This is a genomic window from Arthrobacter sp. DualSoilB13 (assembly GCF_055389195.1).
Genome location: NZ_AP035865.1, coordinates 3354521 through 3374338, shown reverse-complemented (window position 1 = coordinate 3374338; position 19818 = coordinate 3354521). Strand labels below are relative to the sequence as shown.

The following is a 19818-nucleotide window of genomic DNA, read 5'->3' as shown; positions in this document are numbered from 1 at the left end:
AATGAGCACTATGAACGCCACAGGAAAGTCCTCGGGGAACCCCGGGATTCCGGTCAACCGTTTTGCCCTCTTTGCCGAGACCATCCTGGCGGGAGTCATCGTGCTCCTCCTTTCCGTGCCGTTGGTGACGGCGCCGGCTGCCTACGCGGCCGGCGTCGCGCACCTGGAAAGGCACCTCAGCGGCAGGGATGATTCCCTGCGAAGCCTGTGGGGCACTTTCCGCCGTGCGCTGCCCGGCAGTTGGAAGATCGGCATCACGACGGCGGCAGCCGCCGTCGTGATTGTCCTGAACCTGTTGCTCGCCCTGGTAGGTCAACTGCCCGGCCGGGCAGCGATCCTGCCCGCCACGCTGATCCTGGCTGCGGCCGGCGCCGTGCTGTTCCTGCGTATCGCCGCCAACTGGAGCGGGAGCGTGACCTGGAGCGGCGACGCAGGCCAGCAATCCGCCGACGTTCCCGGCCCGCAGCGCTGGGCTGCCGCGTATGCCAATGCCAAGGCCGACTCGCTGCGCGACTGGACCGGATCCCTGCTGCTGCTCGCGGCCGTGTTCATGACGGTGGTCTTCGTGTGGATGCTGCAGGCCCTGTTCGTGATCGTCCCCGGGACCCTGGTTCTGGCCGCTGCCGCCATCAAAATCCGCGCCAATCGCTGAGTTTTTGTACAGCTAATGCCCTTTAGGAGCGCACTTAAGGGCATCAGCTGTACAAAAACTCCACAAGAATCCGTCCCGAACCGCTGAATCGAGCAGAACACTCCGTGTCGCCGCGCCCGTTCCCACTGCGCCCCAAATCCACCGCCCCGCGTGCCCGATCCACGGACAGCTGGCATTACCCGCTGAGGCATCACAACTACCGGATCTTCGTCACTCTCTCCCTTGTAGGAAGTGGCGGGGTGTGGATGCAACGCCTCGCCCAGGACTGGCTGGTGCTGCAGCTCACGGGGAGTCCGGCCGCCGTAGGTGTCGCCGTTGCACTCCAGTTCCTGCCCATGCTGGTGGTGGGTCCAATCAGCGGAGTGCTGGTGGACCTGTTCCCTAAACGCCGCATCCTTCTGGTTTGCCAGTCCGTCGCCGCGTTGCTGGCCGCAGCTTTGGCTGTGTGGAACGCGACGGGCGGCACGGACGTCTGGGTGGTCTATGCGTCCTGCATAGCCCTGGGAATCACCAGTGCGATCGATGGACCGGCACGGCAGGTCTTTGTCAACGAGGTAGTGGGCGACGCCGGACTGCCCGCCGCAATCGGCCTCAACAGCGCAATAGGGCAGTTGGGGGCCATGGCAGGCCCCGCTCTGGCAGGGGTAGTCATTGCCCAGGCCGGTTCAGCAGCGGCTTTCGCGGCCAACGCTTTGATAGGGGTTTCGGTCCTGGTGATGATCGCCTCCATCAGGCCCGGCGAACTGCACCATTCTCACGAGCCCACTGAGCCGGGTGCCCGGCGCGGCCAGATCCTGGCCGGTTTCCGCTTCGTCATCGCTCGTCCGCCCCTGCTGCTGACCATGCTGCTTGCGGGCTTACTGGGTGCCTTTGGCATGAACGGGCCCGTAGTCCTCGCCGCGTTCGCTGACGGAGTGTGGCATAGCGGTCCCGCAGGCTTTGGGCTCTTCAATACCGTCAGCGCCTTGGGCGCACTGGCAGGTGCGCTGGTGGCCACGCGCATCAAACGCTTTGGACGAAAAGGGATTGTGGCCAGCGCCGGGCTTTTCGGCTTGACGCAAGCCCTCGCTGCCGTGATGCCCACCCAGGAGTGGTTTGTGTTGATGCTCATTGTGGTGGGTTTCATGACCCTGGTGTTCCTCACGAGCGCGGCAACGGCGGTGCAGCTCGAGGCCGGCGCCAGCGTGCGTGGCAGGGTTCTGGCCCTGTATTTCCCGCTCCTGCTGGGTGGCCATGCTTTGGGCGGTTTGCTGGCCGGCTGGCTTACAGAAGACTTTGGGGTCCGCACGGGACTGGTTGTCACGGGCGCACTGGGCATGGTGTCGGCGGCAGTGATTGGCTTGCTGCTGTGGCTCTACTCGGCTCGCCGGCGCGCCTAGCCACCCCCCACAAGCCGGCTTTTGTCCGTCCTCCCTGTTGATGAAAAGTGACGAGGACGGACAAGCGCGCTACATCCTGACGCTGCCCACCAGGTCCTCGATCTCCGCTGCGTCCAACGTTCCGTCGCTGATCCACACCGTGTTGGTCCGGGTGATCGAGTCACCTGCAGCCAGTTCTACGGCGGTGTCCCACGCCAGCGCCGAACCCACTGCGGGGTAGCCGCTGCACCGAACGAACCACGGGTCCGCCGACTCCAAAGGTGCGCCGAACACCAAAGTGGCAGGGCCGCCGTCGAACTCTCCCGTCCAAGCGAGCCACGGCGCCACCGAGCCGTGCACGGACGGCTCACCCTCGGCTGTGGAGGAGAAGACGCGCGGGGCGGTACAGACTGGAAGCCGCCAGAAGAATCCGCCGTAGCCGCTGCCGGCAGCCCCATGCGAACCGGGACTGCCCAGCGAAACATCCACGACGGCGGTAAGCCGGGTCTGAATGTCGAGTCGCCATGTGCGGGCGTCCAGGGGCGTGCGGCTCAGGGAACGGCTTTCCTTCAGGACCAGTTCACCGTCTGCTGCGAGCCAGCTGAGGTCAAGCGTGGTGTGGTCTTTTTCCCGGGAGATGCTCGCCGTTTCGATCCTGCCGTGGTCCTTCGAGTCCACGTACCTGCCCGTTGTTCTGCGGTAGCTGCGGCCGCCCCAGAAGTTGCTGCCGTTGACGTCCTGCAGGGCAAATCCTGCGCCGAGGTGCCATACGTGGTCTGAGGGCAAGTGATCCGTAACCACCACGCCGGCTTGTGTGGTCACCGGGTGCAAGTAGGGCCTCGGGGAGAGATCCGGCTCGAGGGTGCTTCCGGAGCGCAGGACGGCGGCGCTGTTGTTGGAGGCGTCAGCGTTGGCGTCCACGTCAGGGGAGAAGAGTGCCTCGGCACCAGCGGTGACCGGCAGAGCCCAAGGAAGTCCCAACTCGGAGAAGGTAGCGTGGGCGCGGGTGGCGCGTTCCAGGATGTCCTCAATGTTCGGAATCACTGCGTGGGCTTGCTCGCCCGTTCCTACCCAATTCACGCATTCCGTGGGAATCAGCGCAGGTGCCTCTGCTGTTCGGATGGCTTCCACTACCTTCATGAAGGCGCCGCTGTGATCGAGTGGGCTGAGCAGCGGCGTGCCGTGGGACAGGTGTTGGAGGAGGTTCTCCGTGAGATCGTCTCGACCGAACGTGTGAGCGGTTTCGCCCGCTTCGGTGCGGACCGTCACCCGGTCCTCCGTGTAGTGGAATATTGCCGTGCCTTCAGTGCCGTGGAGCGTGACATACGGTTCCACGGATTCGGTGGCGCACAGCGTGAGGGCGCAGGTGATGGGCAAACCGTTGATGGTCCGCATGCGGATCACAGAGGTGTCGTCCGCTTCGATGTCATTGGCGCGGTAGAGATCGGTGTCCACGGATACCAGATCCGCTGCTTCCCTGGCTCCGGCAATGCGGAGTGCGGTGGCAATCGCATGAGCCAGCGGATTGGTCGCCACGCCATCCACCACATCCACGCCGTCGAGGCTGCGTTTGCCTGCCCAGCGGGACCGCTTGTAATAGGCCCGATCCCGGACCCAGCGTCCCGTAGCGGAAATCCCCTTCAAAGTGCCGATACCCGGCAACTCTTCCGCCGCATCCCCGCCGGCCAGCTTCTCCAACGCTGCCAAGGCATGGGATCCGAGGCTCTGAAAACCGATCTGAACGCTGCGGCCAGCCTTTGCCGCCGCTTCCTGGAGGCGGAGGAAGTCGCTCATCGAGGCAACCGGGGGCTTCTCCAAGTAAAGATCAGCCTCGGAAGCAAGAACGGACAGCGCCAACGGGGCGTGGGTCTGGATGGGAGTTGCCACGATGATGACGTCCGGTCTATGCTCGCCGGCCAGCAGTTCGTCCAGATTGGCATGCACTGCCGTGGTGGCCGGCAAAGCTCCGGGTGCCGGCGGATTCGGGTCGGCCACGGCAACAAGGTCCACCAGGCCCTGGCTGCTTAGCCGCTCCAGGTTGCGGAGATGGTGCGTGCCGAAGCCGTGCACGCCCACCAGGGCGATTCGGGCGGGGGGAGTGGCGGGCCCAGTGGCACGTCCAGCGGCGCCGGCAGGCCCGGTTGACGCTGCAGTCCCGGTCGAAGCAGGCCTGTTGGGTGTTGGGCTACTGACGGACTTGGTGTCCATGGGCTCTCCTCGGCTGGCGCGGCGACGATGGCGCGTGACGCCGTCGTTTGGGTCTTCACAAAAGTGTTCGGGCGGGTTTAGGCTACACCTCAGCAAGCGCTTTCCCGTGGTTGGCTGTGTTTAGTTTAGCCTGATCCGCCTCGAAATGTAACGATTCAAATTGAGCAACCATTAGAGCCTCTCATGACGTAGGATGTCCTCAATCAGCCTTCGACTCCAGCAGCTCAGCCAGCTCAGTCAGACCCACCCGAACCGGAATGGACCATGCCCCTCTTCGACCTCCCCCTTGACCAGCTCCGCACCTACTCCTCCACGGCCGTAGCACCAGCCGATCTCAGTGACTTCTGGGATCGCACCATCGCTGAGGCCCGGGCGCTCCCGCTCAATGCCGTGTTCGAACCCGTGGACAACTACCTCAGCGTGATCAACACCTTCGATGTCACGTTCTCCGGCTTCGGGGGAGACCGCATCAAGGGCTGGCTGCACGTGCCGTCACAGCTTGAGCCGGGGGAGCAGCTTCCCGTGGTGGTGGAGTACATCGGCTACTCAGGCGGGCGCGGCCTGGTCAACCAGAACACCCGCTGGGCCCAGGCCGGGTACGCGCACTTCATCATGGACACCCGCGGCCAAGGCTATGGCGGCGTCTCCGGAGACACCCCGGATCCACACCCCTCGGCGGGCGAGGTCAATTACGCCGGGCTCATGACCCGTGGGTCCGGGCACCAGGACGATTACTACTTCCGCCGGGTCTACGTGGACGCCTTCCGTGCGGTAGAAGCGGCACAGAACCATCCCGCCGTCGACCCTTCACAGGTAATCCTTACCGGCGTGAGCCAAGGTGGCGGGATTACTGTTGCCGCTGCCGGGCTGACCGCTGGAAGGCTCGACGGCGTCATCGCCGCGCTGCCCGACGTCCCATTCCTGCAGGACTTCCCCCGCGCGATCGACATCACCCCGCGTGGCCCGTACCCCGAGATTGCCGGATTCCTGGGCCGGCACCGCGAAAAGTATGAGCCCATGCTGGCAGTGCTGAACTACTTCGACGGCGTGCACTTGGGCCGTGCCGCCACAGTTCCCGCTCTATTCTCCGCTGCGCAAATGGATGACATCTGCCCTCCGTCAACGGTGTTCGCGAGCTACAACAGCTACGGCACTGGCTTCGGCACTGGCTTCGGCACAGGCTTCGGCGGGGTTGAGAAGGACATCGAGGTTTACCGCTTCAACAACCACGAAGGCGGGCAGGAACACCACTGGATCAAGCAGCTGCAGTTCCTGCGCAAACTACTGTCATCTTGATGGAAGCGATTTGCCCAAGGTGAAGAACCGCGGTTATGGTGTGGCTATGACAAACCGTTGGTATGCGTATTTTTCGTTGGCTCTGGAGGGGCCCGCGTCTAACTGACACGCATCCAACTTTCCTTCAGAGCCAACAGGGCAGAGATTACTCTCTGCCCTTCGCCATATCCGGCGGGTTCTGACAAGGGGCCCGCTCCGCATCCCGGAACAGGACCCAGACATGACCAGCATCGCTGCAGAACCCACACCGCTCCACCCGGCTGATTCCGCCCAGCCCGCCACCTCCAACCTGCGGGTGGCCCGTTTCGAACCGCTTCCGGCGCCCCAGGACCTCATCGCCGAGTTGCCGCTGGACGCCCGCTCAGCTGCCGTCGTCGACCGCGGCCGTGACCAGGTCCGCGCCATCATGGACGGCGTGGACGATCGCCTGTTGGTGATTGTGGGCCCGTGCTCCATCCACGATCCCAAGGCCGGGCTCGAATACGCCCGCCGGTTGGTCAGCCAGGCCGAGAAGCACAAGGAAGACTTGCTGATCGTGATGCGGACCTACTTCGAGAAGCCCCGCACCACCGTCGGCTGGAAGGGCCTCATCAACGATCCCCACCTGGACGGCAGCCACGATATCGCCGCAGGCCTGCGCGCCGCCCGCGGCTTCCTCAAGCAGGTCACCGCCCTGGGCCTGCCCACGGCCACGGAGTTCCTGGAACCCATCAGCCCGCAGTACATGGCGGACCTCGTCTCCTGGGGCGCCATCGGTGCGCGCACCACCGAAAGCCAGATCCACCGCCAGCTCGCCTCCGGTCTGTCCATGCCGATCGGGTTCAAGAACGGCACCGACGGCGACCTCCAGGTGGCCATCGACGCGTGCGGCGCCTCTGCCGCTGAGCAAGCCTTCCTGGGAATCGACGACGACGGCCGGGCAGCTCTCGTAGCGACCTCCGGAAACCCCGACACCCACGTGATCCTCCGGGGCGGACGCAAGGGTCCCAACTACTCTGCCGACGACGTCGCAGCGGCCTCGGGCAAGCTTGCTGCCAAGGGCCTCAACCCTCGCCTGATCGTGGACGCCAGCCACGCCAACAGTGGCAAGAGCCATCACCGCCAGGCCGAGGTTGCACTGGAAATCGGTGCGCAGCTGGAAGCAGGGGAGACCTCGCCGATTGCCGGTGTGATGCTGGAAAGCTTCCTTGTGGGAGGGGCGCAGAACCTGGATACCGCCCAGCAGCTTTCCGGGGAGCAGGAGCTGGTGTACGGCCAGAGCGTTACGGATGCCTGCATGGAATGGGACGTCACGGCCTCGGTTTTGGATCAGCTCGCGGCGTCGGCACGCAAGCGTCGCGCGGTGGTCGCGGCGTAGACCCGGTAACGCCGGGCAGATCTGTGTCGCTGGCTCTTTCACATTGGCCCCATCAGCCTCTAGAGTATCTAGCACATGGTTGTTTGATGGCTCAGCATCGGCACACCGTTCCACTGGGGGTGTCCTATCGTCTGAGAGCAAAGGAATATGGGAAATGTCCGCGGAGACTAACTTCTCGAATGCGCGTTTCATGACGGTGGCCGAGGTGGCCGACGTCCTGCGCGTTTCCAAAATGACCGTGTACCGCCTGGTTCACTCCGGAGAGATGCCCGCTGTAAGGTTTGGCCGTTCCTTCCGGGTTCCCGAAGAGGCTGTTGCCCAGTACCTCAAGGGTGCTGTGGTGGACGGACAATCCGAGACCGCCTGAGACTTGCCGCAGTCCGTCCTCCGGACCGTGGTCACAGGGTGCCTCTTTGAAGCGGTACTCTGTTAAGGAACGTTTTACGTCAATGTAAGAATCTGTCAGTTGTACTGTCTGCTTCCGCGGATCGGTTCCAACAGACAGGAACTTCTAGTTTGTAAGGAACTTTCGTGGGTTCAGTTATTAAGAAGCGCCGCAAGCGTATGGCCAAGAAGAAGCACCGCAAGCTGCTTCGTAAGACTCGCCACCAGCGCCGCAATAAGAAGTAGAGATACTTCATCAAGCGTGAATGCCCGTTGCCTCTCGAGGTGGCGGGCATTTTTGCACCCCCGTCGCTCTCTCACGTCCCGCGGGGTTTTTCCGGTCGCTCTCTCACGTCCTGCGGGATTTTTCCGTTCGCTCTCTCATGTCCCGCGGGAAAAGCCTGAGCTGACGGCGGGATCCTGCCAGGCTGATCTCAGAGCGCGTTTAATCTTCCCAATGGCTGATGAAAAATGGTCCGCCAGGTCATCTTTTCCGAACTTGAGGACCGTCCAACCTGCTGCTTCGAATGCTTTGTCGCGTCGCCGGTCGCTAAATATCTGTTCCTGCTCAAGGTGATGGCCGCCGTCGTACTGTATCGCTACTCGCCGATCGCGGAAGCCCAGGTCCGCGGACGGGGAGAACGGGTCGCCCGGCCGGAGCTGTACCTGCAGCTCCGGTTCGGGAATACCAGCGTCCAGCATCGCCAAGCGGAGTAGCGACTCGGGTGCGGAGTCGGCGCCCACGCGCATGAGGTCGAGTGCTTCTCTTGCCCGAACCACACCCTGGAGATTCTTGTGCCTATCCACCATTTTGCGGAGCGCCTCAAGTGTAGTGAATGGTGTATCGCGTTCTTCGAACTCCAGCCTGGGAGTTCGGATGAGTTCGTCGCCCATGCAGACGAGGTCGGGGACCGGAAGGCGTCTTGCGAGATCCAACCAAGTCCGCGATCGAGTGCTGATCCAGATGCCACGGACAAACTCGATCTCGTCCTCGGAGGCGACTACCGTGTGCCCGATCACTCCCTTGCGCCGAACTGAAGGGAGATGCCTCGGCTTGCTGAGATGCAATTCGTTGGAGTCCGACAACCAAGGCGGAAGACAGGATCCATGTAGCCTCGCGGCCGTTACATGTGAAATCCAAGCGCCAGGAGTTGCAGCTGAGAGCGCTCTTGCAGCCGCTGACAGGTCGAAATTCCAGTCGGAAGGTCGATAAACACCTCGGCTAACGCCATCAATCTTGGTTCGGTTCCTTAGGTGCGATCGCTTGAGGCCCGCAACCTCGGCCTCGTCGAGAGTGAAGGGTGCAACCGTCAGTTGCGGAGGAATCGGCGTGAAGTTCTTCATACCGGCATTCTTGCCCAGATACGTTTAAGGCACCGGAAGTTATCCACAGGCTGTGTGAGGCCCGCGCGTGATGTGAGGGAGCGCTGGGTTTAGGCGCGCGTGATGTGAGAGAGCGTTGGGTTTAGGCGCGCGTGATGTGAGAGAGCGTTAGACGTGGGGGCCGCGGAATTTCGCGAATCCGCGCCATAGACCGTAGACGGCTCCGCCGACGGTCGCGGCTTTGAGGCCGAATGTTGCGGCGCGGCGTCCGGAACGGAAATCGTAAACGGGCCAATTGTTTTCACGCGCATGCCGGCGCAGCTTTGCATCCGGGTTGATGACCACTGGATGTCCCACCATGGTGAGCAAGGGAATGTCATTGGCGGAGTCGCTGTAAGCCCAGCAATGGTCCAGGTCCAGCCCTTCGCGATCTGCAACGATTTGGACAGCGATCGCCTTGGCAGGTCCGTGCAGGATGTCGCCTACAAGCTTCCCCGTGTACACGCCGTCGTCCACCTCGCCCACGGTGCCCAGGGCGCCGGTCAGACCGAGCCGGGTGGAGATGACTGTGGCCACTTCGATGGGCGTGGCAGTCACGAGCCACACTTTACGGCCCACCCGGAGGTGTTGGTCGGCCAGCGCCTTGGTTCCGGGCCAGATCCGCGACTCGATCATTTCGTCGTAAACCTCTTCGCCCAAGGCCTTGATGTCCTCGACCGTAATGCCCGCAGCAAGTGTCAGCGCGGAGTCACGCACCGAATGGACATCTTCCATGTTCTCGCCGCGCATGACGAACTTGAATTGCTTCCAGGCGAATCCGGCGGCCTGCGAAAGAGTGAACGCTTTGCGCTCATACATTTTGCGAGCCACGTGGAAGAGGCTGGCACCTTTCATCAACGTATTGTCGACATCGAAAAAAGCGGCCTCGCCAGCGTACTTCCGCGCCATGTCCTTTTTGGCCGCGTCCCTCTGTACGGCGTCCTGCTGCACCAAGGCATCTGCGACCACGGCGGCGTTCTTCTCCTCGGGCATGCTTTGAGTCTAGTCAATCACCGGGGCCAGTGTTGAGGACGCACGGTGGCGTGCGGCCGTATGGTTTTCTGAGACAGGTTGATGGGAGATCGACTTCAGAATGACTGGTCCTAGAAGAAAATATGATGCGGCTTTCCGTGAGGAAGCTGTGCAGCTGGTGTTGTCCTCGGATCGTTCAGTGAAGCAAGTCGCTGACGAGCTCGGGGTTAAGGAGAGCACGTTGGGGAACTGGCTTCATCGGCACCGGGGAAAACATCAGGACGGTCCTGCTCTAGAGCCTGTGGACCCGGGCCCGGTGTCCTGGGATGAACACCGGAAAGCCTTGGCTGAGAACGAGAGATTGAAGGCCGAGGTCGAGTTCTTGGGAAAAGTCAGCGCCTTCTTTGCCGCGAAGCAAAAGTAGAGGACTTCTACGAGTTCATCGAAGCGGAGAAGGCCAACCATTCCGTGGCCTGGCTATGCCGGGCGTTGAAGGTTTCCAGGGCCTCGTTCTACCGATGGCGCAACCCGGCCGGGCCATCCCCGCGGGCAGTACGGCATCAGGATCTCGCCGCCGCGGTTACCGAGCTGTATAAGGAGGAGAAGGGCCGTGCCGGCCGGGACCAACTGACCCTGCTTTTGAACGAGAAGGGAGTGCGGGTCTCGGCCCCCACTGTCGGGGCGATCATGCGTGAGCACGGGCTGCGGGCCGTCCGCACCCAGGCCTGGAAGGCAACTACCGTCCAGGATCCGCAGGCCAAAACAGCCCACATCGAGAACCACATGCTCGATGCAGAGGGCAAGCGGGACTTCACCTCAACAGTGCCCGGAACCCGCCTGGTCGGTGACATCACCTACCTGCGCACGGGTGAGGGCTGGCTCTACCTGGCTACGGTGATCGATCTTTTCTCCGGCATGGTCATCGGCTGGTCCATGGCCGGGCACATGCGCGCGAGCCTGTGCACCGCGGCGCTGCAAATGGCCCGCAACCACGGCCACCTGACCGGGGCCTCGGTGGTGTTCCATTCGGACCGGGGCACCCAATACACCTCGGATGAATTCCAGAAATGGTGCGGCGATAACTCGGTGACGCAGTCCATGGGGAAAGTCGGGGTCTGCTGGGACAACGCCGTCGCGGAGAACTTCTTCTCCCACCTCAAAACCGAGTTCTACCACCACCAACGCTACGGCTCCCGACTCGCCGCCCGAACCGGTGTCATGGAATACATCGAGGGCTGGTACAACCGCCGCCGGCCCAACCGCCGAGCCGGCGGCATACCACCAGCCAAAGCCCACACCAACTACCAAACCCGCGCCCAGCAACCCCTGGCCGCCTAACCAAAAACAACAACGAGACCTGTCTCAAAAACTTGACGACCGCAGCGTCACCCACGGCGTGGGATGTGAGAGAGCGTTGGCGGGACGGGCTTGGGATGTGAGAGAGGGACGGCGGAAGGGGGTGGGATGTGAGAGAGGGACGGCGGACGGGCATGGGATGTGAGAGAGGGACGGCCGGAAGGGGGTGGGATGTGAGAGAGCGTGGGGCCGGTACCTTTGAGACATGGCTATTCCCGACGTCGTTCTCCTCACCAAAGCTGACTGCCACCTCTGCACTGAGGCTCGTGCCGCCGTCGAGCGTGTCACAAAAAGTCTTGGCGTTCAGTGGACCGAGCAGAAGATTGACGGCGACCCCCAACTGCAGGAGCGGTTCGCAGAGGAGATCCCGGTGGTGCTGGTGGACGGTATCCAGCGCGATTTCTGGAAGATCGACGAGCAGCGACTTACCCGGACCTTGAAGAAAGTCCTGGAGGGCTGAGGGTGGGGTTACCCGCAGGTAATGGCTTTTGTTGAGTCCGCCCGAGGGTCATAGAGTGGAACAACAAAGCGACGCAATGGAGAATACCGTGACTGCGCTGGAACCGTCCCCGGAAGCCACAACCGGAGACAATGAGCCTGCCGCCAAGCAGATCCCGCCCGCGGCCGTGGCCCGGATGACCCTCTATTTGCGTGCGCTCAACTCTCTTCTGGCCGAAGGCGTTGAACGGGTTTCCTCTGAAGCACTGGCGGAAGCCTCGGGCGTTAGCTCATCCACGCTCCGCAAAGACCTTTCCTACGTTGGTTCCTACGGGACCCGCGGCGTAGGTTACGAAGTCCAGAACCTGAGCCGCCACATAGCAGCAGCCTTGGGGCTGACCCACGACTGGAAGGTGGCGATTGTGGGCGCCGGCAACCTCGGCAAAGCCCTCGCCCGGTACGGCGGCTTCGAGTCCCGAGGCTTCGACGTCGTAGCCATTTTCGACGCTGACCCCATGGTGATCGGCAATGAAGTGGGTTGGTTGCGGGTCAGTGACTCAGCCGAGCTGGAACGGGTCCTGGAACGGACCCACACCAACATGGTGGTGCTGGCCCTGCCTGCCACGGTGGCCCAAGCCGTGTGCGACCGCGTCATTGCCGCAGGCATCCGGAGCATCCTCAGCTTCGCCCCGGTACTGCTGCAGGTCCCGCCGCACGTCAACCTCCGCAAGGTGGACATGGCAACCGAGCTACAGATCCTTGCCTACCACGCACAGCGGGCGCAGACACCGGGCCAGGCTGTTTAGCCTTCGCCGGGTCCGCGCCCGCGTGTACTGCTCGGAAGCGTGGGTGTTTAGCGCCCGTACGGATTCTGGTACGGGTTGCCGAAAGGCTGTGCCTTGCGGAAGTACGGCGCCGACGCCGGCAGGTACAGCAGAACGATCGCGGCAACACCCAGCAGGATCACAATGAGCTGCAGGACGCCGTAGGTGGCACCGAACTGGAACAAGCTGGTGAGGCCCAGAACAGAAATGGCAGCGAAGACCGTGCCCAGGATCCTTGCCCAGTTCTTGCCCTTCCGGACAGGGAAGGCAACCAGTGCGTAGAGGCCCAGGGAAATAAAGGCACCCACGATGGCACTGACGCCAATGACGCCACGCATGCCTTCCATGGACCCTTCAGGCAAATCGGTACCCTGCTGGGCCGCCTGCTGGTTCATGGCATTGATGAAGGCATCCGCACCGGTGGTGGCCAGGATAATCGAGCTGATGGCGGATAGAACTCCGGCGGCGATGATCATCCAGAAGGCGTAATTGACCATCTGCGGGACGGTGGTGGGTCCGGGCTGCTGGCTTGGCCAGTTGGTGTCCTGGCCGTACTGCGGAGCTGCGGGAGGCTGACCATACGGGGAGCCCTGCTGACCGTATTGCGGTGCGGCGGGGGACTGCTGACCATACTGCGGCGCGGCTGGCTGGCCATACTGCGGTGCGGAGGGGGACTGCTGACCGTACTGCGGTGCCGGGGGCTGGGAGCCGTTTGTGCCGGGCTGGTTAGTGTCGCCCGGGTTTGACGGCGGGTACGGAGGGTTGCTCATGGCATTCCTTTGCTTGTTCGACTGCTGGTGCGGCCGCCGGGATCAGCAAAACGACCCTGCCCCCAGCGTGGTTCTGCTACCACCGTACCTCCAGGTCCTTGCGCTGCAGACGATCACACGCAGGTATTTACAGCTGGCGGGAAAAATCATCATGTGGGCTTACGCCTTCATGATGAAGGCCGCGGGATCCCTGGGGATTCAACCGCGGCCTTCAGCCTGCATTTGCGTCGAAAACGCCCGACGGCGGCAGCTGGGTACGTGTCAGGCGTGGCCCTTGACTGCCTTGAACCACAGCTGTGAATTAGGTAGCCACATCAGTACCACGGCTACGGCGCTGACCAGGAAGCCGAACCAGTTGCCACCCAGGCCCATCCCTGAGCCGCCGCCGCTTGCTGCGCCGAAGATGGCCAGCAGAAGGGAGATGCCGGCCAGGATGGTCAGGGCGAGGCGTGCCCATTCTTTGCCTTCCTTCATCTTCATGGCCAGGACCACCTGGGCGGCAGAGACGGCCAGGGTGAGGAGTAGGAGGATCAGTGCGATGGCAGCGAATCCTGGAGCGAACGCGAAGGCGGCGATCACCGCGAAGAAGGCGATGAGGCCTAACAACAATCCCAGGAGACCGGAGATCACCCAGATGAAGTAGGAAACCTTCAGTTCCGTTGGCAGGCCCTGGGTTTTGAACATTCCCGAGAAGCCGCCCTGGGGCATGACGTCGTTGAAGTTTCGCGGTCCGTCAGTGGGCATTTCAAAGTGGAAACCCGGCTGGCCGGGTGCGGGCTGGGCCGGTCCGGGCTGTGAGTATTGGCCGGGTTGCGACGGCGGCTGGTAACCCTGCGGTGGCTGGTAACCCTGGGGCGGTTGGTAGCCGGAGGGAGGGACGTCGCCGTGCTGCGGAGGTTGGGGACCCGCAGGAGGAACATTGCCGGGCTGCGGAGGCTGAGCGCCGGGCTGCTGTGGCTGTGGTGTTTCGTCTGGGGTACTCATGGCATCACTTTAGACCGGAGGTTGAAGGATGCATAGGAAATTCGGAGCTAACGCGCAGCTAAATACAGGCTTTTTGCCGAACAATTGCGGGGTGACTTCTCCCTACGCGAAACGGCGCCCCCACAGATTGGACTGTGCAGGGCGCCGTTTGCGGACGCGGGCCGGCAGAAGCCGGCCGGGTGGTGAAGGACTACGCGGCAGCCGGTGCGATGAAAGCGAGTTCCAGGTTGATGACAACCTTGTCGCTGACCAGGACGCCACCGGCTTCAAGGACGGCGTTCCAGGTAAGGCCGAAGTCCTTGCGGCTGATGGTGGTTTCACCGGAAACGCCGGCGCGGGTGTTGCCGAAGGGGTCCACTGCTACACCGTTGAATTCGGTCTCGATGGAAACTTCCTTGGTCACTCCCTTGATTGTGAGATCGCCCACGAGGTCGAAGCTGTTTCCGTTGGCCTTGACGTGCCGGGACACGAAGGTGATTTCCGGGAATTTCTCTACGTCAAAGAAGTCTTCGCCCTTGACGTGCCCGTCGCGGTTGACGTCGCCGGAGTCGAAGCTGGCGGTCTGGATGGTGGCGGTGACCTTGGAATCGGTCAGGGTTTCGCCAACTTCCAAGGTGGCCGTGGCGTCCTTGAACTGGCCGCGGACCTTGCTGATGCCTGCGTGGCGGACGGTGAAGCCGATTTCGCTGTGGGAAGCGTCGAGGGTCCAGGTGCCGGTGGTGACGGAAGCGGGGAGAGTCATCATGGTGTTACTCCTATATCAAGTGGTGGGTACTGCGTGCTTGTCCGGTCGAGCTCATTGCTTGAAGCGTCAACCGAGCTTCGTACCCAGTATAAACATGCATATGCATCTTTTATTCCAACTCCACGGAACATTTCAGGAAAAGTTTGAGTTCTACTAGCGGTAGAAGATTTCGGATCGCCCCGCTTCTTTGAGAAACTGGTAAACATGCCCCAAGCAACTGTCCATCTGCTTCGCCATGGCGAGGTCCACAATCCCGACGCCGTCCTCTACGGCCGGCTGCCGGAATTCCACCTCTCAGAGCGTGGCCGGGAGATGGCCCGGATGTTGGCGGACCACTTCACGGCCCGCGCCAGTGAAGGTGCCAAGTTTGTGCATTTGGTAGCCTCGCCGCTGACTCGCGCCCAGGAAACAGCCATGCCGACCTCCGAGGCGCTGAACCTGGACATCACCACGGATCCTCGCATCATCGAAGCCGAGAACCACTTTGAGGGACTCCATCCCACCAAGAGCGAGTTCCTCAAGCCCAAGCACTGGTTCTACTTCCGGAATCCCCTGCGGCCTTCCTGGGGCGAGCCCTATAAAGAGCAGGCGGCCCGCGTTCTGGCGGCTGTGGAAGACGCGCGGGTGAAGGCGATCGAGCTCGGTGGCGACGGCGCTGAAGCCATTCTGGTGAGCCACCAACTTCCCATTTGGTCAACCCGTTTGACCGCTGAGGGCCGCCGCCTCGCGCACGATCCCCGCAAGCGTGAATGCACCCTCACCTCCCTGACATCCTTGACTTTGGACGATGCCGGCAAGATCGTGCGCGTCGAATACTCCGAGCCTGCTGCCGTTCTGCTCCCCGGCGCGGCGAGCACCCCGGGGGCATAGAGGCATGGACAACAATCTTTCACGCCGCGGCGTGCTGACCGCCGGTGGAGTTCTCCTGGCAGGACTGACCATGGGCCTGTCCGCATGCGCTCAGGAAGACTCCCTTGCCAAGCAGGCCAAGGCCGGCGATAACAAGAACTACGTGGCAGGCGACGGCTCGGTGACGGAATTCGCGAAGGCTGACCGCGCAGCTCCGGTGGCGCTCAAGGGCACTTTGTTTAATGGACAGACCGTCAAGCCTGAGGATCTCCAGGGCAAAGTCACCGTGCTCAACTTCTGGTTTGCCGCCTGCGCTCCGTGTCGCATCGAAGCTCCCCAGCTTGAAGCCCTGCACCAGGACTTCAAGGACCAGGGAGTCCAGTTCTTCGGCGTTAACCTTCGTGACGAAAAAGCCACCGCTGAGGCCTTCGACAAGACCTTCAACATCACCTACCCGAGCTTCGATGACAAGGACGGCGCAGTGCTGCTGTCCGTGTCCGGCATTGTCCCTCCAGGTGCGGTTCCCACCACCCTGGTCCTGGACAAGGAAGGCAAGGTTGCCTCCCGCGTGCTGGGCGAGATTGAGAAGAGCACCCTAAAGGCCCTCATCACCTCCGCAGCGGCGGAGTAGCACCCATGAACAGTCCATTCGCCGAGACGATCCTCAACGGATCACTGCTGCTGGCTGTGCCGGTGGCATTGCTGGCCGGGCTGGTCTCCTTCCTTTCGCCGTGCGTCCTGCCGCTGGTCCCTGGTTACCTTGGCTACGTCACGGGACTGACCGGCGTCGACCTCCAAAAGCAGCGGCGAGGCCGTATGCTGGCCGGAATCGGGCTGTTCGTCCTGGGATTCTCGGTGATTTTTGTCCTCTTGGGCGGTGCTTTCGGGCAGCTTGGAACGTTGCTGACGGGTCCGCAAAACGCCTGGATCACTCAACTGCTGGGCATCCTGGTGATCATCATGGGCGTGGTGTTCATGGGTGGTTTCGGCTGGCTCCAGCGGGACGCGAAAATCCATGCCAAACCGCCGGCAGGCTTGTGGGGTGCTCCGCTCCTGGGGCTGACGTTCGGCTTGGGTTGGGCGCCCTGCATTGGTCCGACGTACTCCGCGGTACAGTTGCTGAGCTTGTCCGGCGGTTCGTCGGCGGCCAAGGGTGCCCTCCTGGCGTTCGTTTACAGCCTTGGCCTTGGCATTCCGTTCCTCCTGATTGCGTTGGCCGTACGCCGGGGCATGGGAGTCATGTCCTTCTTCCGAAAGCATCGGCTGGCCATCCAGCGGATCGGCGGAGGCATTCTGATTTTGCTCGGCATCCTGATGGCCACCGGAGTGTGGGGAGCCTGGGTGACCGAGTTGCAGTACTGGTTCCAAAACGATGTGAAGTTGCCAATCTGATGAGCGAGTCCGTGAAAGCCAAGAAGAAGTCACCAGCCGCTGAGAACACAGCGGACGGAAAACTCCAGCAGGCCAAGTCCGAGGCTGCCCTGCCCGCGCTTGGTTTCAAGGGCATGCTCCGGTGGTCCTGGACCCAACTGACCAGCATGCGCACGGCTCTGTTCCTGCTGCTTCTGCTGGCCGTTGGCGCGGTCCCGGGTTCCCTGTTTCCGCAGCGGCCGGCCAATCCGGTGGTGGTTACTGACTGGATCAGGAACAACCCAACAACCGGCCCATTCCTGGACGCCCTCCAGATGTTCGACGTCTATTCCTCGGCCTGGTTCTCGGCCATCTACATCCTGCTGTTCATTTCCTTGATCGGCTGCGTTACTCCCCGCGCCATTGCCCATTACAAGGCCATGAAGTCTCAGCCGCCGCGCACTCCCAGGCGTCTTTCGCGCCTGCCGGAATACGGCACTCTGGCGCTGCCCGCCGACGCCGGGATCCCGGCGTCGAAGGCCGTCACCGATGCCGCCGGGCTGCTCAAGAAGCGCGGCTACCGCGTGGAAGTCAGGGACGTCGACGGCGACCTGCCGTCCTTGGGTGCCGAGCGCGGCTTCCTGAAGGAAGTGGGGAACCTGGTGTTCCACACCTCATTGATCGGGGTGCTGGTGTCCGTGGCCATTGGTGGCCTTTTCGGGTACAGCGGCCAGCGAATCCTGGTGGAGGGCGACACGTTCGTCAACACCCTGGTGGGCTATGACCAATTCACTCCGGGTACCAACTTCCAGAGCAGTTCACTCCAGCCGTACTCCATGCAATTGGACAAGTTCGAGGCCACGTTCGATCGCGGTGAGTCTCCCGGCAAGGCCGGCCAGCCCATCGATTACACCGCTGAGGTGACCACCAAGGAAACCCCTGATGCGCCGGGCAAGAAGGAAACACTGAAGGTCAACGACCCCGTTTCCCTCGGAGGAACCAGCCTTTATCTCACCGGAAACGGCTACGCGCCCATGGTCACTATCCGCGATGGGGAGGGCAACGTCTCCTTCGAAGGGCCAGTGATTGCCAAGGTCCAGGGCGACAACTATTACTCGTCCGTGGTCATCAAGGTCCCGGATGCCAAGCCGGAACAGCTGGGCTTTGTGGGCTTCTTCCTTCCGACGGCGTTCGTTACAGAGACCGGCACCTCGTTCAGCGCTTCCCCGGAACTCTTCAACCCCCAGCTGAGCCTGAATTCCTTCTACGGAGACCTCGGCCTGGACAAGGGCGTGCCCCAGAACGTGTTCGAGTTGGACGTCAAGGACTTGAAACCCCTTAATGCCCGCGACCTCGCTGCGGGCGGCATCACCTTAACGCCCGGAGCCACCGTGGACCTGCCCGAAGGCAAGGGCAGCATCACGTTCGATGGCGTCAAGAAGTACATCGGCGTGGACATCCACCACAACCCCGGCCAGCTGTACGCCTTGATCTTCGGTTTCCTCGCAGTCGCCGGTCTGGTCATGTCGCTGTACATCAACCGCCGCCGCGTCTGGGTCCGCACCGGAACCCACTCCGATGGCCGCACCATGGTGGAATACGGCCTGCTGGCTCGCGGCGAAGACCACCGCCTCGCCGGTGAAGCAGCAGCCCTCCGCGAGATCTTTGCCCGGGAATGGAACATCCCGGAAACGCCGGCCACGCCGGACACCGCTACAACAACTGCAGGATCTTCCTCAACCTCGAAGGACCAGTAATGCCCGTCATCAACGAAACCCTGGGCCAGTACAGCGAGCTGTTCATGCTGTTGGCCGCCGGCACGTACACCGTGGCGTTCATCGCCTTTGCCTGGGACCTGGCCAAGAGCAGCAAGATGCTCCGCGCCGTGGACCAGAAGGCTGCGGCCAGCACCACCGACCACAAGGTGAGCGTTGCTGCGGGCCGTGTCGCGGCAGGTTTGGGAGGTCCCGACGCCGGTGGGCCGGCTGGCCGCGCCGAGCGTCCGACGTCGGGCCTCACCGTTGAGGGCGGTACCGCCGCCGGCGACATGAAGTACGCAGGCGAACGCCGCGCTCCTGCCCGCGTGGCCGTCGCGCTGACCGTGCTGGGTGTGCTGATCCATGGTGCGGGTGTGGTGACGCGTGCCTTCGGTGCAGGCCGCGTGCCGTGGGGCAACATGTACGAGTTCCTCACCACCGGTGCTTTCGTGGCAGTGGCTGTCTTCCTTATAGTCCTCATCCGTAGGGATCTCCGCTTCCTGGGCACGTTCGTGATCGGCTTGGCCATCATCATGCTGGTAGCGGCTTCGGCTGCTTTCTGGACTCCAGTGGGCCATTTGGTTCCGGCGCTGCAGAGTTACTGGTTGATCATCCACGTCTCCATCGCGGTGCTGTCCTCGGCACTGTTCACCCTGACGTTTGCCATGTCCGTGCTGCAGTTGCTGCAATCGCATCGCCAAAAGAACCTGGCTGCCGGCCGTGCGGACAAGTTGGGCTTCATGCGCCTGGTTCCGAACGCCTTGAGCCTTGAGAATCTCTCCTACCGCATTAACGCCATCGCTTTCATCGGCTGGACGTTTACCCTCATGTTCGGGGCGATCTGGGCTGAGAAAGCCTGGGGCCGGTTCTGGGGCTGGGACCCCAAGGAAGTGTGGACCTTTGTGATCTGGGTGGTCTACGCGGGCTACCTGCATGCCCGGGCCACACGCGGTTGGACCGGAACCCGTGCCGCATGGTTGTCAATTGTTGGCTACGCCTGCGTCATCATCAACTTCACGCTCGTCAATACCGTTTTCAACGGTCTGCACTCCTACTCGGGGCTGTAGGCCGAGGGGCCTGCCGCTTTGGCCCTCTGAGCAGGGGCTTTGCTCCTGCACGCGGATGACGGTCGCGGAGTATGACAAATCGGTGTAGC

20 protein-coding genes are annotated in these 19818 nt (G+C 62.5%); 14 read left to right on the top strand and 6 right to left on the bottom strand.

Translation table 11 applies throughout. The features are described from left to right. Positions 1-10 precede the first annotated feature (10 nt). Entirely contained in the window at positions 11-652 is a 642-nt protein-coding gene (locus tag ACZ5J0_RS15530) for a Poxvirus protein I5 (RefSeq protein ID WP_464094738.1), read from the top strand. 104 nt (positions 653-756) lie between these two features. After that, positions 757-2031, top strand: coding sequence for an MFS transporter (locus ACZ5J0_RS15525; protein ID WP_464093471.1), 1275 nt, complete (start codon positions 757-759; stop codon positions 2029-2031). 69 nt (positions 2032-2100) lie between these two features. Here the strand turns inward: ACZ5J0_RS15525 and ACZ5J0_RS15520 are convergent, their stop codons facing one another. After that, positions 2101-4218 carry a DUF6807 family protein gene (locus tag ACZ5J0_RS15520; protein ID WP_464093470.1) on the bottom strand — a complete coding sequence of 706 codons (2118 nt, stop codon included), beginning with the start codon at positions 4216-4218 and terminating at the stop codon, positions 2101-2103. A 264-nt stretch (positions 4219-4482) separates the two neighbouring features. Here ACZ5J0_RS15520 and ACZ5J0_RS15515 point away from each other — a divergent pair, with 264 nt between their 5' ends. The 4 genes from ACZ5J0_RS15515 to ACZ5J0_RS15500 all read left to right on the top strand — a co-directional run bounded on the left by ACZ5J0_RS15515 (position 4483) and on the right by ACZ5J0_RS15500 (position 7501). Then, positions 4483-5514 (top strand): acetylxylan esterase, encoded by a 1032-nt coding sequence (locus tag ACZ5J0_RS15515; RefSeq protein WP_464093469.1) that lies wholly within the window; start codon positions 4483-4485, stop codon positions 5512-5514. A gap of 220 nt (positions 5515-5734) precedes the next feature. Next, positions 5735-6871 (top strand): 3-deoxy-7-phosphoheptulonate synthase, encoded by a 1137-nt coding sequence (locus ACZ5J0_RS15510; protein ID WP_464093468.1) that lies wholly within the window; start codon positions 5735-5737, stop codon positions 6869-6871. A 154-nt stretch (positions 6872-7025) separates the two neighbouring features. Next, a complete protein-coding gene (locus ACZ5J0_RS15505) occupies positions 7026-7238 on the top strand; it encodes a helix-turn-helix domain-containing protein (protein WP_017199160.1) in 213 nt (70 codons plus the stop codon). Between the two features lie 164 nt (positions 7239-7402). Next, positions 7403-7501 carry a 30S ribosomal protein bS22 gene (locus ACZ5J0_RS15500; protein ID WP_003792170.1) on the top strand — a complete coding sequence of 33 codons (99 nt, stop codon included), beginning with the start codon at positions 7403-7405 and terminating at the stop codon, positions 7499-7501. A gap of 135 nt (positions 7502-7636) precedes the next feature. On the opposite strand, the gene ACZ5J0_RS15495 is transcribed toward ACZ5J0_RS15500, so the two are convergent. Together ACZ5J0_RS15495 and ACZ5J0_RS15490 are read right to left on the bottom strand one after the other, a co-directional pair. Beyond that, a complete protein-coding gene (locus ACZ5J0_RS15495; protein WP_464093467.1) occupies positions 7637-8599 on the bottom strand; it encodes a DUF559 domain-containing protein in 963 nt (320 codons plus the stop codon). Between the two features lie 147 nt (positions 8600-8746). Further along, positions 8747-9610 (bottom strand): HAD family hydrolase, encoded by an 864-nt coding sequence (locus ACZ5J0_RS15490; RefSeq protein WP_142938092.1) that lies wholly within the window; start codon positions 9608-9610, stop codon positions 8747-8749. Positions 9611-9710: 100 nt separating this feature from the next. Between ACZ5J0_RS15490 and ACZ5J0_RS15485 the strand changes: the two genes are divergently transcribed. The 3 genes from ACZ5J0_RS15485 (at position 9711) to ACZ5J0_RS15475 (ending at position 12189) form a co-directional block, all read left to right on the top strand. After that, positions 9711-10927, top strand: a protein-coding gene (locus tag ACZ5J0_RS15485; RefSeq protein WP_142937384.1) for an IS3 family transposase whose coding sequence is annotated in 2 segments (ribosomal slippage) — positions 9711-9975 and positions 9975-10927 — 1218 coding nt in all. Because the reading frame shifts where the segments join, the coding sequence is not laid out codon by codon here. 223 nt (positions 10928-11150) lie between these two features. Further along, positions 11151-11405, top strand: a complete 255-nt coding sequence (locus ACZ5J0_RS15480) for a glutaredoxin family protein (protein ID WP_142938093.1) — start codon at positions 11151-11153, stop codon at positions 11403-11405. Between the two features lie 76 nt (positions 11406-11481). Continuing rightward, positions 11482-12189 (top strand): redox-sensing transcriptional repressor Rex, encoded by a 708-nt coding sequence (locus tag ACZ5J0_RS15475; protein ID WP_142938094.1) that lies wholly within the window; start codon positions 11482-11484, stop codon positions 12187-12189. Between the two features lie 47 nt (positions 12190-12236). Here the strand turns inward: ACZ5J0_RS15475 and ACZ5J0_RS15470 are convergent, their stop codons facing one another. From ACZ5J0_RS15470 to ACZ5J0_RS15460, 3 genes are all read right to left on the bottom strand, one after another. Next, the gene (locus tag ACZ5J0_RS15470; protein WP_464093466.1) at positions 12237-12977 is read right to left on the bottom strand and encodes a hypothetical protein; all 741 of its coding nucleotides are present in this window, start codon (positions 12975-12977) and stop codon (positions 12237-12239) included. A 261-nt stretch (positions 12978-13238) separates the two neighbouring features. Beyond that, positions 13239-13961, bottom strand: coding sequence for a hypothetical protein (locus ACZ5J0_RS15465; protein WP_464093465.1), 723 nt, complete (start codon positions 13959-13961; stop codon positions 13239-13241). Positions 13962-14151: 190 nt separating this feature from the next. Beyond that, positions 14152-14703, bottom strand: a complete 552-nt coding sequence (locus tag ACZ5J0_RS15460) for a YceI family protein (RefSeq protein WP_024817916.1) — start codon at positions 14701-14703, stop codon at positions 14152-14154. A 207-nt stretch (positions 14704-14910) separates the two neighbouring features. On the opposite strand from ACZ5J0_RS15460, the gene ACZ5J0_RS15455 reads away from it, so the two are divergent. Genes ACZ5J0_RS15455 through ccsB form a run of 5 tightly spaced genes read left to right on the top strand, consistent with a single transcriptional unit; the run spans position 14911 to position 19729 of the window. Beyond that, on the top strand, positions 14911-15576 hold the full coding sequence (locus tag ACZ5J0_RS15455; RefSeq protein ID WP_464093464.1) for a histidine phosphatase family protein: 666 nt from the start codon (positions 14911-14913) through the stop codon (positions 15574-15576). Between the two features lie 4 nt (positions 15577-15580). Beyond that, on the top strand, positions 15581-16186 hold the full coding sequence (locus ACZ5J0_RS15450; RefSeq protein WP_142938097.1) for a TlpA family protein disulfide reductase: 606 nt from the start codon (positions 15581-15583) through the stop codon (positions 16184-16186). Between the two features lie 5 nt (positions 16187-16191). Then, the gene (locus ACZ5J0_RS15445) at positions 16192-16947 is read left to right on the top strand and encodes a cytochrome c biogenesis CcdA family protein (RefSeq protein ID WP_166841796.1); all 756 of its coding nucleotides are present in this window, start codon (positions 16192-16194) and stop codon (positions 16945-16947) included. Continuing rightward, entirely contained in the window at positions 16947-18662 is a 1716-nt protein-coding gene (gene resB / locus ACZ5J0_RS15440) for a cytochrome c biogenesis protein ResB (protein WP_142938099.1), read from the top strand. Before ACZ5J0_RS15445 ends, resB begins: the two co-directional genes overlap by 1 nt. After that, entirely contained in the window at positions 18662-19729 is a 1068-nt protein-coding gene (ccsB, locus tag ACZ5J0_RS15435) for a c-type cytochrome biogenesis protein CcsB (RefSeq protein ID WP_142938100.1), read from the top strand. Before resB ends, ccsB begins: the two co-directional genes overlap by 1 nt. The last annotated feature ends 89 nt before the right edge of the window (positions 19730-19818 follow it).